We start from the raw sequence: 15,709 nt of genomic DNA, 5'->3' as shown, positions 1-15,709 counted from the left end.
AAGGGACATTTATCAATTTTCGCACTAAATATTATTAGTTTTTTTTATGTATTTCTGCGATTACTATGAATCAAAAGTGGCAACTCTTCCGCAAGGAAGATTATCAACGACGTTATAATCATATATTGAATCATTACAATTTCAATTATCACAGAAATAATCTAGCGAAATAATTAATTAAACAACTTTCGTAATTTAACTCGCTATTTATTATAAATAATTTTATTACCACCTTAAAAACCTGACAGGGCGGCACGATGAAAACAGATTCAGCAAAAATTAGATAAATCTGTTCTATCCGGCCTACGATACAATGAATAAATTAAGAATACCGGCGCAAGTCACGATCCAGTTTGCTTAAAAACTCAAAGCCACTCTCAGTAATTAAGATCATGTCTTCTAACATAATTGAGCCAACCCCAATGCCGTAATAAGGTGTTTCAAGGCTTAAGACCATACCGGGACAAAACGTTTCAGTTGCCTGTGTGCTAACAAAAGGCGCTTCTTCAAGGCCCAGAAACACACCATCACCGTGCCCAAGATGGCCCCGGTTATAATGAGGTAAACCTGACTTCTTAATCACCGCCATCGTGGAGTCAAAAACCGCTTTTAATTTCACCCCCGGTGCCACCATTGATAGCATATGCTCATGACCCGTTCTGATGGTGTCATATATCTGCTGCGTCAGTTTATCCGGCTCACCGAGCACAACCGTTCTTGCCAGATCAGCACCGTAGCCAGCAACATCAATTCCACAGTCAAACTTAATCAAATCACCCATTTTGGCAGGTGTCGTATCTGCGATTATTTTAGGTGAGAAATTATCCCCCACCGAGATCAGATTAAAGCGTGAAAAGTTCGTTTCTGGGAACGACATTACCGCCGCTTTAAATGCAGCGGTCAATTCAGCCGCCGTACACCCTACCCGTATTTTTTTAGCCGCGCTGGCAATACCATATTCAGTGATTTCAGCACTTTTTCGTAGGTGTTCAATTTCCCACGGGCTTTTAATCATTCTTATTTCATTGAACAATGCCGTTGAATCGACTAATTTCAGTCCAGGTGCAACTTTATCTAATACACCTTTACCGCCGTTTGACATCGCATGTAATTCAATGGCAATCGTCTTATCCAGCACTCCCGCATCTTCAAGTGCGGTTTTGACTAAACTAAAGACAGCTTCCACTGGTGGGCCAATAGGCCGATCACGTTTTTTATGATGATGATGCGGATTACGTGGGTCATCAACATCAACCCACACAGGGAACGTTTTCAGCACCCTATTCGGCATATCAAAATGCGTACTGGCAGCCTCAAACTCATTCATGATGATTTGTGAAGGGATGTTCGCATCACGAAACATGATCGCAACCGCCGCACCGGTATGCCGGAAGGTATACATAAAGAAGCTGGCAAAACCCGTGAGATAATAGAAATTGTCACAAACGGTCACCACCAACGCATCAATCCCCTCACGCTCCATGACTACGCGGGCTTTGTGGCTTACTGCTTCTAAATGCTCAATTTTTTCTTTACCCACGTTCTTATCCTTCGTTCTTTAATATCATGTAGCAACACCGCTATTATTTATACATGCCTTACGTGAAGTTGCATAAATGTTAATTTATAACCCTTAAGAACCGTTCTGATGTCGGCAATGTATACACGGGGTTACACAATCATGAGGGCTTTTTTGCCAATAAAGTCGCAAAACGTAGTTTTATCCGGTTACCTTGTGCATCGGTCTTGTGCAATTGCCCGACATCCTCGTTGTACTTGAGGATATCCCAATCCTGATAATAATCTTTTAACTCACCAGACTGGAATGTGAAAGAGAAAGGTACGGTACAAGGGAAGTCATCGGTCGACATTGCGGATATAATCAGATTATAGCCACCGGGCAAAGTACACTCCTGCATATTATTGATAATATGTGAGATTCTTTCTGGTTGCAGGAACATCAAGACCACGGTTGATAGAATAAAATCGTAACGCTCATCCAGACTGGCCTCATTAATATTATAGCTGCTGGCAGTAATCCCTTTCAGGACTTCCTTATCAATGATCTGCTGTAAATTACCAATACTGTCGTTATTTTTATCTACGGCAGTAACATCGAAACCCAATAGATTCAGATACAGCGAGTTGCGTCCAGAGCCACACCCCAAGTCCAGTGCCTTGCCCGGCTTAACTGTTTTTACCGCGTCAATGACTTCAGAATGGGTCGGGGTTAAATTATATTTTTTATGGTAAAAATCTTCTGGCTGGCAGTAGAAACTGAGCTGACATTGCAAATCATCTGAGCAGGCAGCGATGCGATGCCAGACTTGTGGCTCGATAAATGGTGGTTGTTGATCGCAGGAGAACTGGTGCTTTTCCACGGTATTACCGGCTTCATCAAGAATTAAGAAATCCATCTCTCCAGCCAAAATTGTCAGTTTTGCCCACGTGCCCACTTTAGTATTGTGCTTTTCCTGAAACATTGCCGGTACGCCAGCACGGTTCCAAACGGGAAGTTTCTTATAACATAGCAGTGTGGATGCTAGCTGTGCAGAGGTGTTTTCCATAGTGATGTTCCTTAGATAACTTAAAGATGCATTTAATATGCAACATATAGTACCGCATCCACGTTATCAAATGAAGTCACTAAATCATAAAGGGATAATGCGCTGTTGATGGCCTGCCTCAAATTTCCACCGCGTCAAATATTGTGAGAATAGTACCTTAACGAAATATGAGAATAGTGCCTTAACGAAGTAAATTAAGGTGTTTTAGGCTTCGTGGTTTTCAGACGCAAAATGTGGTCAGCCAACTTTTGAATATCATCATTACTAAGGTGAGCTTTGGCCTTATTACCTCGGCCAATAATCTTGCCATCACGCCGCGCCGTCAACCCCTCAACAATTTCATCTCTGGATAATGAAATCAATGGAGGCGCTTTATCAAGGCCTCTCCTATCTGCCGAACGCCCGTGACAACTTGAGCATGTTTGCTTATAGATATATTCACCGTCAGCAGCTTGCACGGCTACGCTGAATACCCCCATACTCGCAACTAACAGCAATACTTTTATCATTGTTTCTCTGACACCTTCTGTTTAAATAAAGCGGCCAGTTCCTGCTCGTTACGTACCCCCTGGTGCCATTCAATGACCTTGCCATTGCGGTCAATCAAAAACGATGTTGGGGTGCCTATAACCTGATAACGTTCCTGTGTAATGCCCAATTGATCACGGATGACCGGGTAATTGATATTGTGCTGCGCTAATATCGGAGCAATATCCACTTGATCAGGGTCAGTGTTAATGGCGACCACCACGATCTGATCCTGATATTCCTGGCTCAATTGATTCAATGTCGCCATTTCAGCTAAACACCCTCCACAATTTACTGACCAGAAATTGAGATAGACCAGTTTGCCCTTCCATTGCTCTAGCGCGACGGGCCCCCCTTGTAAATCGTAAGCGGCCAGCGTAGGTGCCACTTCACCAATGGCGAGTTTTTCCTGCTTACAGGCAATGAGCAGCAATAATGAACTGCACAATACAATGATCTTCACCCAATTACGCCACATGATGGCGACTCTTTTCATCAAGATATTTACCATGTTGCAGCCGGATAACCCGGTCAGCAACACGGCCTAAATCTGGGTTATGGGTTACCATGACAATGGTTCGACCTTGACGATGGATATGGTTTAGCAATTCCAATACTCGCTGTTCATTCTCTTCATCTAGGTTACCGGTCGGTTCATCGGCAAAAATGATCGGTGGTTGATTCACCAACGCACGCGCAATACACACCCGTTGCTGTTCGCCACCGGATAATTGGCTAGGTAAATGGCCCATACGTGGTGTCATACCCACCTGTTCCAATACTTGTCTGGCGGCCTCTTCATCGACCACACTGTGATAATGCTGGGCCAACATGATATTTTCTAAAGCTGTAAGGTAAGGAATAAGGTGAAATTGCTGGAAAACCAGCCCTATCTTATCGGCTCTAAATTGCCGGCGGCCTTCTTCATCCAAACCTGCGGCATCAATCCCGTCGAGTAATACTTGGCCCTCACTTACGGTATCCAGGCAGGTCAGGATATTCATTAATGTGGTTTTTCCCGAGCCTGATGCCCCCATAATAGCCAGAAACTCACCACGGTTAATACGAATATTAATGTCTTCCAGTGCCGTAACTTGGCCGAAGCGCTTATACAAATGTCGGGTTTCAATAACGGCATCAGTCAGATGTTTAGGTTTCATCCCTGTGATTGACGAGGTCATTCGCTACTCTCCTTTAAGAACTTTAGCGGGTTCAATATGAATAGCCCGTCGGGTGGGAACAATCGCCGCCACAGCGGCAATAAACAGCGAGAGCACCAAGGTGAGTGGCAATACTGGTGCACGCAATGTAATTGCCGCACTGAACACCGCCTGCCCCAAGACCTGAGCCAGCAAATACCCTAACACGGCACCACAGACCGCAGCGGCCAGCGAAATAATCATCGTTTCAGTCAACATTTGGCGGATAATGTCACGCCCACTGGCGCCCAGTGCTTTTTGCAACGCAAATTCTTTCGAACGTTCACCGACTATCGCTATCAACGTGGTATTGACACACAAAGAGGAGAGAATAAGGATGACCACCGATACCAACCCCATCAACCCTTTGATCTTGTCGAGAACTTGCCCCTCAGAGGCAGATACTTTGCGAATTGGCCGAATTTCCAGATCTGGATATTGTTCACGTAGATGACTGGCAAAGGTTTCTACCTGCCCAACATCGTTGCTTACACTCAGTAATGCATTACTGATCCGCTCGGGTTGATTGAGCCACTTTTGCGCCAGCTCCAGATTGACGATCAGCATGTTATCGGTCGCGTCACCCGCTTCAACAATACCTTTTACTTGTAAGCGTTGGCGGGTCCCTTCACCCACCAATGTTAGGGTATCGCCTACGTTGACATGCAAACGCTCCGCCAGTTTGACACCAATCATCGCATTGCGATCATCAAAACTGACCCCGATCCAATTGCCGGTTACCTGCCAATAGGGCACTAACTGTTGCAAGGATTCAAACCAGACCCCCATCAAAACCACTTTTTCCAGTTCGGTACGGGCCATACCATAGATATAGGGACTGGAAGCATTAATCAGACCTTTCGGCGCGGCATCAATGATCGGCTGAAAAGTCTGTTGTGCAAAGGAATTGCCATGGCCTGGGCCAATATAAAAATTAGCGCCGAATGTCCGTAATTCCTGACTCATTTTGGCATTAATATCGAAATAGACTGCCGACATTGCGGTGACAATCGCCGCGCCAACGGTCAGCGCGGCAAATACGACACTGACACGTTGCATACGTAAACGAAGCGCACGCAGCACCAACCGCCAAAACATGCCATTATTACCTTTTATGCCATCATTGCCTTTATGATGATTACCGGCCATATAACACCTCCACCGGGTAGAGGCGAGCAATACGACGAGCGGGGAACCAGGTGCCAAACACAGCTATCAATACCGATAGCACCAGTACACAAGGCACCACCATCCAGACGAAACTGAGCGGTGTCCCGAACAGCATCAGCCCAATGGTTTTGGCTAACCCCCAGCCAGCCAGACACCCGGCCAAACCACCAATCAGACCACTGATGACGGCTTCAAGATAAAACAGCATTAAAATTTGCCACTGACGAGCGCCCAGTGCCTTCATTAAACCAATCTCTTTTGCCCGTTCCATAATGGTACTGGTCATCAATGATGCAATGCCCATAGCAGCGGCGATCAAAGCCGCCAACGTGACTACCGCCAGCAACAGTTGTATTTTCTCAATCACCACGCCTTCTGACGCGGCGACTTGCCAGATAGGCCGCACCACTGAGCCGGATATCGCCTCTTCTAATTGATGGGCAATTGACGAAACATAAGCAGTGCAATACCAGAGATCGTATTCTTCGGCATTAAGCGCTTCAAGATTATCCCTCGCCTTACGTGATAGCTCATTTTCCGGTACCGTCAGTGCCGACACACGCACCGCCTGGACCTTTCCAGGTAATCCGAGCAGAGATTGCACGGCGACTAATGGCAGAACCAAGCGCCCCTCCTCTTCACCGCCACTGCTCAACACACCACTGATCTTCACCATCAACGGTCCTGATGTGCCTTTAAGAGACAGCACATCACCCACCTTCCAACCGGTTTGCTGCGCTAATTGCTTACCCAACAGCGCCTGAACCTCAGTGGCCCCAGCCTTAACCGGCTCTTGTGGCCAATCACCGACCACTTGCCAATATGGGCTAATTATCTGCTGACCAGTGTGATAATCCTCTTCATCGGGGACATCAACGGGTTGATTAAAATAGGTACCCAGCAGTGAGATAATATGGCCATTCACTTCGGCTTCGCCACTGAGTAACGGGGCAAAACCGACAATATTATTGCGCCAAAAGATGTCTTTAATATTGGGTAGTTCAGCTTGGTCAAGAAAATCCTGCCCGACTAGTGGATTACTTCGTTCGCCAAACAGCGACGGCAGTGCAACTTGACCGGCAGGTTCTATCAATATATTGGCACCGTATGACTTAAGCTCACGGGACATTTTATCGCCAATATCGATCGACACAGCCAGCAGTGAAGAGATAAGCCCGGCGGCAAGAAACACCGTAAATACCGCCAGCGATTTACGCCGAACGTTTCTAAACCACGATTGCTTCAGCATCAGCCATAACATAATTATGGGTTCTCCTGTATATCATCGCTGGCATCACCTTCATCGGCTACCGGCGTGACAAACTGTTCTGGGTGGTCGCGGAAACGGTTGTAATTCGCTTCGGAGGAGAAGAAATAGGTTTTCCCACCATAGCTGTATTTATACTCAGATTTTTGATTGGTCAGATGGCTCTTATCAACTGGATCAACGACATCCAGTGTGACCACCGTAGTAAAGTAATTGACGCCCGCCGCCAAAGAGGCTCTGGGAATAATTAACTCGTTATCATCACTCTTCCAATTTTCCAAAGGTATCGGGTTACAACCACCGGCTTTGCCGATGGAAGGAATGAAGATATGTACCGAGCAAGCAACACAAATTACCTGATTACCTTCCATGACATAGCCTTGGTCGCCGCACAAGAGGCAGGCGTCGAAGACTACACTAAGGCGCAGCCGGTCTGGATAGCGGTTGATAATAAAGAAGCGAACTGCTTTGCCGTCATCAGCGATCCAGACAAAGCGGTGTAGTTTGCCATCCCGGACTTGCTCAACCGGGATATGGACCAAGCCATCAGCCGACAGTGTCACGGGCAAGGCTTCTGATAACTGAGGGGGTTGCGAGGCAACTTTATCCCAATAAAATTGAGCGGCAGCGACCACCACCAATGCCAGCAACGATAAAAACAAAACTCGCCGGACATTGCGGTACTCTGCCAGCGCTTTACGTTTGGCAATGGCTTCTGAAGTTTGACTGACCACACGGCGGGACTGGCTCCACGGCCACAGATAGTAAAGTGCTGTGAATGCTAATAATAATGCACAAATATAGTTAAGCCATGCATGCCCGTTGGTCACCAGAGCCACGTAGCTAAGTAGTGATTTGGTTAGCGGCACCACTTGTAACTTCATAAGCAGCAGGAAGACATCACCACTGATAGGCAAGATCAATAGCAGAGTGAGTGCTGCCAGCAATGGTCCGCGGCAACGTGGCAACTGCTGTACCATCATCAATAATAATACTGCGCAGAATATAACCCAGCCAAATGCCACCACGGTGGCAGCCAGATTGAGTAATAAGTCAGTATTAATAACATGGATATTAGTGAGTGCCCCTAGATTGGGGTTATGGCCCCAATTCAATGCCGCACCAAAGACCAATAATGCTTGCCAGAAATAGCCTAATGATACCCGCCGTATAAATTGGCTACATAAAAATAACAGTAGTGAGAGGAGTTGAATCCCTGCCAATGCCAACTGCCACTGTTGCGATTTTGGATAATAATTACCCGCCCAGATGCCAACGGTGGCCATCAGTATGGTTATCCACACTATCCGATTCAATGCCAGTGCTGGCCGAATAGCCCAGTGCAGCCCCAATAACAGTGCCACAGGTAAAAAGGCTTGTAGTACGGATATGAAAAAATAACTCATTGGCATCCCTTGGGCTAGGAAGTCACAGCACCTGCCAGTTATCACTGCATAGCATAGACTGATTATTTAAATGGAATTGATAGCCATGGTTAAACTGACCATCTCGCGTCAAGGCGATACCGTTATCGTCAAAATAGCACCGTAGCTTTAAAGACAACACGTTGATCCTAAATACAATGTTTTTTCCAAAGCAATATAATAACTTTTAAAACAATATAATAACTTTTAAAACGATGCCGCGACCACTGTGTATCAGTTATCACGGCCACGGTTATCAATTCAAGCCGACATATTTAAAGTCATAGCTCACATCGAAAGGTTTCCACCAACGACCAACACCGGTTTCACTGTCAGTGTGACGATGTAAACCTGCTTTAGACGGTTCGCTGATGTGATAAGTGACTTTATAGTTACCCACCCCCATCATCTTGATATTTGCGCCGTAGTGCGGGCCATCACTGGCAACCATCGGCATGAATGTCCCTTCCTGTTTATCGCCAGTATCGGTATTGACCAAAGTATAAGCGATGGTTAGGTACGGCATCCATTCACCTGCACCGAAGCCATTCTTATTACCTTCGGTGGCGTGAATATCCGCTTCCAGATGGATATCGGCTTTTGCCGCAGGTAAACCCATCCCACGCGGTTCCATATCAATCGGTTGTAAATAAACAGCAGCGATTTCCATATCATTAATTTTGATAGGCTCGCCTGCAGGATATTCTTTAAACGCCAAAGCAGCAGGTGCGGCAAAAATACTGGCAATAATACTGCTGGCAATAATTGTTTTCTTCATAGTCATAGGACATACCCTCTGGTATCAAATGATAATTATGTTGTCGTTATTCACAGCGGCATTTTGCCAAACTGCTAATTCAGGGCTTCGCGTCGTAAACCCTTAATGGGGGATACTCTTGAATAGTGGATATCCCTTAAATGGTGAATCGCCCTCAATGGTCAACGATACCTCTTGTGGTCAACAGTCCCTCAGTGGTGAACCGCACGACCACGCCATTGCATAACCCAAAGAGCAACCAATGCTGCAATCAGTAACACGCCTTGTGGGATCAGGGTTTCCAGATAAGGATAGATGCCCAACCAACTAATTTCAGGTACACCAGGCAGTAAAGTTGGTTCAAACAATTTACCTTCGATCAGTTCCAAAACACTTTTACCGGCAAAGACAAATGCCATCAGGTACATAAAGCCACCGGTAAATATAAAGAACGGTTTGAGTGGCAGTTTGACTACGGTAAAGCGCATCACTAAATAAGCCACCAGCAAGATCACACAGCCAACACCAAAACCGGCCAAAACCGATAAGTGGCCGCTGGTGGTGCTGGCATCGCCTATCAATGCGAGATAGAACAGTACGGTCTCCGCTCCTTCACGGTATACCGCCAGGAAGCTAGTGAGCCATAAACCAATCATTGAGCCACTGCTAAGTGATTTGGCGAATTTCCCTTCGAGGTACGCCTTCCAATTACGGGCTTCAGCCTTCGATAACAACCAGTAACTCATGGAGAACAGCATCACCACTGCAATCATCATGGTGAATCCCTCCAACAACTCACGGCTTTGGCCGGAGTTGGCAAACAGCCACTGGAAGATGAATGCCGTTAATACGCTGGCGATGAGTGCCACCACTACCGATTGACGAATCAACGGCAATTTATCCTGATGATTGTTCTTCACCAGATAAGCGACAATGGCCGCAACAATCAGTAATGCCTCCAGCCCTTCACGTACAATGATCAACAAACTGTAAATGAACAGACTCCAGTCAGTCTCCCCGCCATCACCCAGCATCTCTGCGGCATTGACCAGATTTTTTTGCAATGCAACCGCTTCTGCTTGTAGTTGCTCAACCGGTTTCTCGGCTTTCATTAAACCGACTAAGCGGGTGAAGTGGCCTTCTAACGTTGATTTAAATGCTGCATCACGCGACCCCACCTTGTTTTCCATGCCGCTGGCTTCGAACAAGTCAAAGTAGGCATCCTGCACTGCCATCATTGCCGGTGTTATTTTCCCTTGCTGGTATTGCCCGATAGCCTCAGTAATCGCTTGATTAATTTTGCTGGATACCTGCGCCCAATCAGCATTAGCATGTGTCTCTAGGATGGAGTCGGAAGAGGTTGGTTGGCCAACAGTAACTTGTTGTTGTTCGCGAGTGGTTGGTAAGCCCGGTAAGATATCTTCAATGGTTTGTAGCAACCCGGTGACACGATAAGCCACTTCGGTCATTTTATCGGGCTGGCGCGTCAAATCGATCAATGCGGTAAATTGCTGATTGATCCCCGCGGCTTGCTGTGCCGAGCGATTTACCCGTACCGACATCTCCATTTCAGAGTTTTTAAATCCCTGATAATGCGCCTGCTGCACACTTTGGCTGGCTTCGGCATATTGGCCATCCTGATATTCACTGATGGCTTGCGCCAATAAATCATCAATTATTCTGAAGCTCTGTTGCCAATACACGGCAATATCGCTGTTTTCATAAGCAGCGTGTTGCTGCTCAGCCGTGAGTTTGTGTCCATCAACCAGCACGGGCAATACACCCGTTAGTTCGCCTTTCAACCAATTGATTTTATTATTAACGTCAGCCTGTGATTTGCCGTCACCCATCATCCGCCTTATTTCACCAAAGGCCGCTTCCATCTGGAAACTTTTTTGTGCGGAAATATTGATACGAATCGCCCCCTCGAGGTTTTCAAACACCTCAAAATACGCCATCTGCACCATTGCTCGGGCTTCATCAGTTTTTTGTTGTTGATACAACTGAGCCGTTTTATCTAACCGGGATTGAATATCATTAATCCACAGTGAGTAATCTGCAGAAGCCCACACTAGCGGACCAGATAACACCCAACAACAGAAGAGCAGCAAGAATTTGTGCCAAATGCGCATAATAATTAATGTACATGAAGTTAATAATGAGATTTATTAACATTACCACTAACCAAGAGAAATGTGTCTTGATCAGCATCAAGAAACATTTAACCTTCTGAAATTTTTTCAAAAAATGCGTACTGGTGCGCAATTTACCCCACCAATATAGGGAAAGTGTCTCCACCGACTGAAGATAATTATGCAGATTGAAGATAATACGAGTCGCTAAAGCAACATCATGGCTTCAAGTTATATCCCCGTCATACTTCGAGCCGCATGTACGTTGCCCTGTCTTCGTTCACCCCTGTCACTTACCTGCATAGATAGGTTTTGGTATGAATGAATATAAATGGATTTTGGGTTATAGAGGGAATAAGTAGCAGCGGTCAGAAAGAGAAGAAAGAAAAGAAAGAAAAGAAAGAAAGAAAGAAAGACTGGCAGTGGCTGCTTTCACAACACACTGCCAGTCCTTTTTATTTCAACAGCTTATATTTCAACAAATTACATTTTAACAGCAACTTACTTGCTGGCTTTTTTATCCAGATTATCAGCAGGCAGTTCACCCGGCAGATAGTCAGGTAAGCGGCCAGCCGGGAAGATAGCCAACAGCGATAGCAGTGCCATAACCAGCAAGCCGAATTTCAGCGCACGTAACCGTGCTTCTTCATTCACCCGCACGGCTTCAGCAACCTGTTCTGGAGTAGCGGTGGTTTGAGACAACACACTGTTCAGGCGATCATTACTGACGAAGTTGATGCTATCCATATTGACCTGAGCTTGGATCTCATCCGTCAGAATCGGCGTTTCAGCTACACCGCGCATCACGTTGGCGCTTAACAAGCCCACCAACAATGCACCTGCAACCGCGGTACCGATGGCACTTGCCAGGTTGTTGGTCGTACCACGTAAAGAACCCACATCGCCTGCCAATTCTTTTGGTGATGCACTAACCAGTACGTTAAACAGCAAGGTGACTAGTGAGCCTTGTCCGATACCGAACACCACCAAACCAATCAAGACCGACCATTCACTCCAGTTATTACGTACCACGAATGCCAGCCACAGCAGCGCCAAAGTACAAGTAATGAAACCGTAGCGACCAATTTTACGCGGAGTCAGTTTCTTGTAGAAACGCACAATCAACATCGCAGAGAAGAATACCGATAGGTTAAACGGCATCATAGCGATAGCCGTTGCCATTGGCGAACTGCCCTGCACGATTTGTATATACAGCGGAACAGAGAAGTTCAGCATGGCTTCCAGCGCAACCACCGCAAACATGGCAAATACCGCCGCCCGCTCACTGGGTGATGTAATCACGTCCAGCGCCAGTAATGGCGTTTTACCTTGCTCTTGACGGCGGCGGGTCCAGACCACAAATGCCTGACCCAGTACGATACCCAGCACGATCATAAACGGCGCAGGCGAGAAACCGAGCAGGTCAAACGGCGCACCATCACGAACCAGACCAAAGCCCCAACGGTTCAGGTTATTAAAGCCGAACGACAACAAAATAATCGCAGATGCAGCTAAAATGACACCGATAACATCAATACCCACTTCTGGGCGGCCTTTATCTGCTTTCAGACGGAAGCTCAGTACAAAAACGATAGCAGATAGCACAATCAAAATACCGAACGCTGGACGCCAGCCGATATGGGTTCCCAAAATACCACCGATCAGGAACGCAGCAACACCCGCCCCCGCGCGAGCAGAACCTAATGCCCCCAGTGCGGTGGCCTGTTGAGACCCACGGTAGTTTTCAGCAATTAACGCCACCAGTGCCGGTACCAATGCCGCACCTGCCAGACCACTAAGTGCCTGTGAACCGATCATCACCGTGACATTCGGGCTGAATGTCATCATGACCTGAGCCATACCGAATAACAGTACTGTACAGCGGAATACTATCAATGGCCCAAAGCGTTGGTTGAGTTTGGCACCCAACATCACAAAGCCTGCAACCGACAATGAGTACATAACTATCGCCGTGGCAATAGTGGTTGGTGGCACATTAAAGCTCTTTACCATCCCGCCCAACGCAACAGGTAGGGAGGCCACGTTGAATGACATCAGGATCTGGGCTAGCGCGATGGTAATCATCGGCACCCAGGATTCCTTAACTTCCGCACCTGTGCGAGAAACTGATTGATTTGCCATAAATTTTATATCCTTTTGATCTATTCTTTGTTTTTAGAACAACTTAATTTTCGACATGCTCTGATTTCCAAGACCGTCTGGCTTTCAGAACAACATCGATATCCCACAGATCAATTCTTTTCGGTGTAAGGCTCAGAAACGAACATATCCATCCCAAGACTGCGTGATAAGAACCGAGCGGCAAGTTGCCCTTTGATGCTGTTACCCGCACTGTCGAGTAACGGTGCGAACGTCCCCAACCCTCCTTTACCAGGTGACACCGTCACAATTCCGCCACCAATACCGCTTTTACCGGGCAGGCCAATATCGTAGAGCCAGTCTCCAGAGGTCTCATACAGCCCTGCCGTTACCATTACGGCTAATGCATAATGGCAGACATCATTATCCACCACTCGCTCACGAGTCAGTGGGTTAACGCCGCCGTCCGCTAATGTTGCGCCCATCACAGCCAAATCTCGGGCACTGACATTCAGTGAACACTGGCGTGTATAGAGATCAGTGGCGATAATAGGATCACACCCCAGACGCCCATAACCTTGCAGCACATTAGCAATACCGCGATTACGGAAATTGGTTTCGCAAGCTGATTGATATACTTCGTCATTCAGTGTTAATTCGCGGCCAGCAAAGCGGCACAAACCGTCATAAATGAATTTCCATTGTTCATCACTGGTCGCGCCAGGTACCAGGCTGGTCGTAGCAATCGCACCAGAGTTAACCATTGGATTTGTACGGCCATCCGGTGCTCGCTCAATGGCCGTTACCGAGTTAAATGCCATACCTGTACTGTTAACCCCTAGTTTTTCACGGACTGTATTCGCCCCAATAGCCTGACAAACCAGTGCAAAAACAAAGGGTTTGGAAACACTCATAATGGTGAATTCATAATCCACATCGCCAGCGGCGTGGACTTTGCCGTTAGTGCCAACCATGCAAATGCCAAAGAGATCAGCAGGAATTCGTTCTAATGCCGGATAAACATTAGAAACCACACCAGCAGTATCTGTACTAAATCGCTTATGGGCTTCTTGCACTAATTTAACCACTGTTTCCGGGTCAGGTAGATGACCCGTTGATACGTAGTCGATAATTCCGTTATTGCTATCATCTGTCGGCATATCTGTTATCTCCATTCACCTTTTGTTTATTTTCTATCTTTTTAGTTCTAGAACCTATTTAGAGCGCCAGGAATATTGATTGAGTTTTAAATAAAATGTAATAGTGACAACGAGTCATCGCACTCTTTCTCCCTACTCTTTTTATAATTTCGTCATGAAATTCTTATCGTAAGATAACGTAGGTTGAGAGAGCTGTATATCACTTGTTATCAACAATTTGATTATGTCTGTTCGAAAAATAGAAGCCTGTGTCGATGCAGTTAGCGTTCCATGACAATACAAGGCATAAAAGAAAAATAACTGGCGTAAAATACTTTAATTAAAGTCTAAAAATTAACACGTCACGGCCTTTAACCTTACACCTTTAATGGTCTATTGTTAACTCAATAAAGTGATAAATCTTCACATAAAATAGACTTGCCATGAGATTTTTTTTCAATAATTCAAAAGTCTACTATGGAGAGATGGGATTACCCCGCCATATAGGTCGCGGCGGCTGGCAGAGGTTACCCCCAAGCAAATACTTGTGTTACAGCCACTCATGGCTGATACTCACAATCACCCCAACCAGCACAGTAATACAACCAAACAGAATCAATAAATACGGATAATTGCCCTCCTCTTCATCTAATTTATAGCGTTCAGGTGCCAATGTAATTTGAATAGTCCCCATGAAGCGCACCATGAATGTAATTAAACGGTTGCAGCTGACTCGCCATTATTTGAGTATAGAAGGTATTTAGTTGCGCAACTACATTATAACGCCCAATAAGATTAACCCGCTCCACATGTAGTATTGACAGCAAAGAGAGAGCCAGACTCTATTTTCAAGCTTGATACCTCAATTATGACGTTATTACTACATTCAGAAAATATATATGCTGCATAGCGCACGTTATCGATAAACATTCGGGCAGCATAATTGTTGCTCAAATGGGTTCCCGACCAATTTGTCGCTCAGTTGCCGCCTTCCTGAAGCTCACATTATTTTGGGTATATTGGTAACTTTCCCGGCTTGCGCAAGGCAGGAAGGTACCGGCCATCACATAGACTGATAAGCTAATGAAACGCTAAAACTATTTTTCTCAACACTGCCTGGTCATGGCTTGCTCGCTGGAGACTGGCGATATATATAGTACAAATGAGGTCATCGACAATCGCCCCTAACCTCTTCAATGTTAATTTGGGTGATGATTTTATTTTTCAGATGATAAATAACCCGAATATTATGCATATCATTGTGAGTGAAACCACAATAGTTAGCATTCAATAATGACGGTGCAACAAAATTTAACACCACTTATTTTGTTTTTCTCGGTAATATTTAGCAGTAGATTTAATTAATTACACTTTCACATACGTCTTTGTCACATTAAGTAGCATAGACCACTAGGCGACAGGTGAA

At 45.8% G+C, this 15,709-nt stretch carries 13 protein-coding genes; all 13 read right to left on the bottom strand.

Annotated features, from left to right (window positions below):
* Nucleotides 1-322: 322 nt before the first annotated feature.
* Nucleotides 323-1,540, bottom strand: coding sequence for a M24 family metallopeptidase (locus AC971_RS12500; RefSeq protein ID WP_025383692.1), 1,218 nt, complete (start codon nt 1,538-1,540; stop codon nt 323-325).
* A gap of 139 nt (nt 1,541-1,679) precedes the next feature.
* Nucleotides 1,680-2,567 (bottom strand): SAM-dependent methyltransferase TehB, encoded by an 888-nt coding sequence (gene tehB / locus AC971_RS12495; RefSeq protein ID WP_025383691.1) that lies wholly within the window; start codon nt 2,565-2,567, stop codon nt 1,680-1,682.
* Between the two features lie 194 nt (nt 2,568-2,761).
* Nucleotides 2,762-3,073 (bottom strand): c-type cytochrome, encoded by a 312-nt coding sequence (locus AC971_RS12490; RefSeq protein ID WP_038402677.1) that lies wholly within the window; start codon nt 3,071-3,073, stop codon nt 2,762-2,764.
* Nucleotides 3,073-3,573: a TlpA family protein disulfide reductase gene (locus AC971_RS12485; protein ID WP_025383689.1), complete on the bottom strand. Its 501-nt coding sequence runs from the start codon at nt 3,571-3,573 to the stop codon at nt 3,073-3,075. Before AC971_RS12485 ends, AC971_RS12490 begins: the two co-directional genes overlap by 1 nt.
* On the bottom strand, nt 3,563-4,276 hold the full coding sequence (locus tag AC971_RS12480; RefSeq protein WP_038402229.1) for an ABC transporter ATP-binding protein: 714 nt from the start codon (nt 4,274-4,276) through the stop codon (nt 3,563-3,565). The genes AC971_RS12485 and AC971_RS12480 overlap by 11 nt, the downstream gene beginning before the upstream one ends.
* A gap of 3 nt (nt 4,277-4,279) precedes the next feature.
* Complete coding sequence (locus AC971_RS12475) at nt 4,280-5,392, bottom strand: ABC transporter permease (protein WP_038402676.1); 1,113 nt, start codon at nt 5,390-5,392, stop codon at nt 4,280-4,282.
* A 40-nt stretch (nt 5,393-5,432) separates the two neighbouring features.
* A complete protein-coding gene (locus tag AC971_RS12470; protein WP_025383686.1) occupies nt 5,433-6,725 on the bottom strand; it encodes an ABC transporter permease in 1,293 nt (430 codons plus the stop codon).
* Nucleotides 6,726-6,727: 2 nt separating this feature from the next.
* Entirely contained in the window at nt 6,728-8,137 is a 1,410-nt protein-coding gene (locus tag AC971_RS12465) for a Fe-S-containing protein (RefSeq protein WP_025383685.1), read from the bottom strand.
* A gap of 274 nt (nt 8,138-8,411) precedes the next feature.
* Entirely contained in the window at nt 8,412-8,939 is a 528-nt protein-coding gene (locus AC971_RS12460) for an iron transporter (RefSeq protein WP_025383684.1), read from the bottom strand.
* Nucleotides 8,940-9,124: 185 nt separating this feature from the next.
* Nucleotides 9,125-11,044 (bottom strand): FTR1 family iron permease, encoded by a 1,920-nt coding sequence (locus AC971_RS12455; protein WP_025383683.1) that lies wholly within the window; start codon nt 11,042-11,044, stop codon nt 9,125-9,127.
* A gap of 501 nt (nt 11,045-11,545) precedes the next feature.
* A complete protein-coding gene (locus AC971_RS12450; RefSeq protein ID WP_025383682.1) occupies nt 11,546-13,186 on the bottom strand; it encodes an MFS transporter in 1,641 nt (546 codons plus the stop codon).
* 110 nt (nt 13,187-13,296) lie between these two features.
* Nucleotides 13,297-14,304, bottom strand: coding sequence for a glutaminase A (gene glsA, locus AC971_RS12445; RefSeq protein WP_025383681.1), 1,008 nt, complete (start codon nt 14,302-14,304; stop codon nt 13,297-13,299).
* A 529-nt stretch (nt 14,305-14,833) separates the two neighbouring features.
* On the bottom strand, nt 14,834-14,977 hold the full coding sequence (locus tag AC971_RS24315; protein ID WP_155408958.1) for a hypothetical protein: 144 nt from the start codon (nt 14,975-14,977) through the stop codon (nt 14,834-14,836).
* Nucleotides 14,978-15,709: the final 732 nt, after the last annotated feature.

The organism is Yersinia similis, from assembly GCF_001053095.1.
Classification (GTDB): Bacteria; Pseudomonadota; Gammaproteobacteria; order Enterobacterales; family Enterobacteriaceae; genus Yersinia; species Yersinia similis.
Note: the sequence above shows the minus strand (reverse complement) of the source record. Positions and strands in the feature narration are given on the sequence as shown.

What these genes read in the sequence shown, in the direction of transcription:
- AC971_RS12480 (WP_038402229.1), bottom strand. Translation starts at nt 4,276, where the DNA reads ATGACCTCGTCAATCACAGGGATGAAACCTAAACATCTGACTGATGCC.
- AC971_RS12455 (WP_025383683.1), bottom strand. Translation starts at nt 11,044, where the DNA reads ATGCGCATTTGGCACAAATTCTTGCTGCTCTTCTGTTGTTGGGTGTTA.
- tehB (WP_025383691.1), bottom strand. Translation starts at nt 2,567, where the DNA reads ATGGAAAACACCTCTGCACAGCTAGCATCCACACTGCTATGTTATAAG.
- AC971_RS12485 (WP_025383689.1), bottom strand. Translation starts at nt 3,573, where the DNA reads ATGTGGCGTAATTGGGTGAAGATCATTGTATTGTGCAGTTCATTATTG.
- AC971_RS12465 (WP_025383685.1), bottom strand. Translation starts at nt 8,137, where the DNA reads ATGAGTTATTTTTTCATATCCGTACTACAAGCCTTTTTACCTGTGGCA.
- AC971_RS12460 (WP_025383684.1), bottom strand. Translation starts at nt 8,939, where the DNA reads ATGACTATGAAGAAAACAATTATTGCCAGCAGTATTATTGCCAGTATT.
- AC971_RS12470 (WP_025383686.1), bottom strand. Translation starts at nt 6,725, where the DNA reads ATGTTATGGCTGATGCTGAAGCAATCGTGGTTTAGAAACGTTCGGCGT.
- AC971_RS12450 (WP_025383682.1), bottom strand. Translation starts at nt 13,186, where the DNA reads ATGGCAAATCAATCAGTTTCTCGCACAGGTGCGGAAGTTAAGGAATCC.
- AC971_RS12475 (WP_038402676.1), bottom strand. Translation starts at nt 5,392, where the DNA reads ATGTTTTGGCGGTTGGTGCTGCGTGCGCTTCGTTTACGTATGCAACGT.
- glsA (WP_025383681.1), bottom strand. Translation starts at nt 14,304, where the DNA reads ATGCCGACAGATGATAGCAATAACGGAATTATCGACTACGTATCAACG.
- AC971_RS24315 (WP_155408958.1), bottom strand. Translation starts at nt 14,977, where the DNA reads ATGGGGACTATTCAAATTACATTGGCACCTGAACGCTATAAATTAGAT.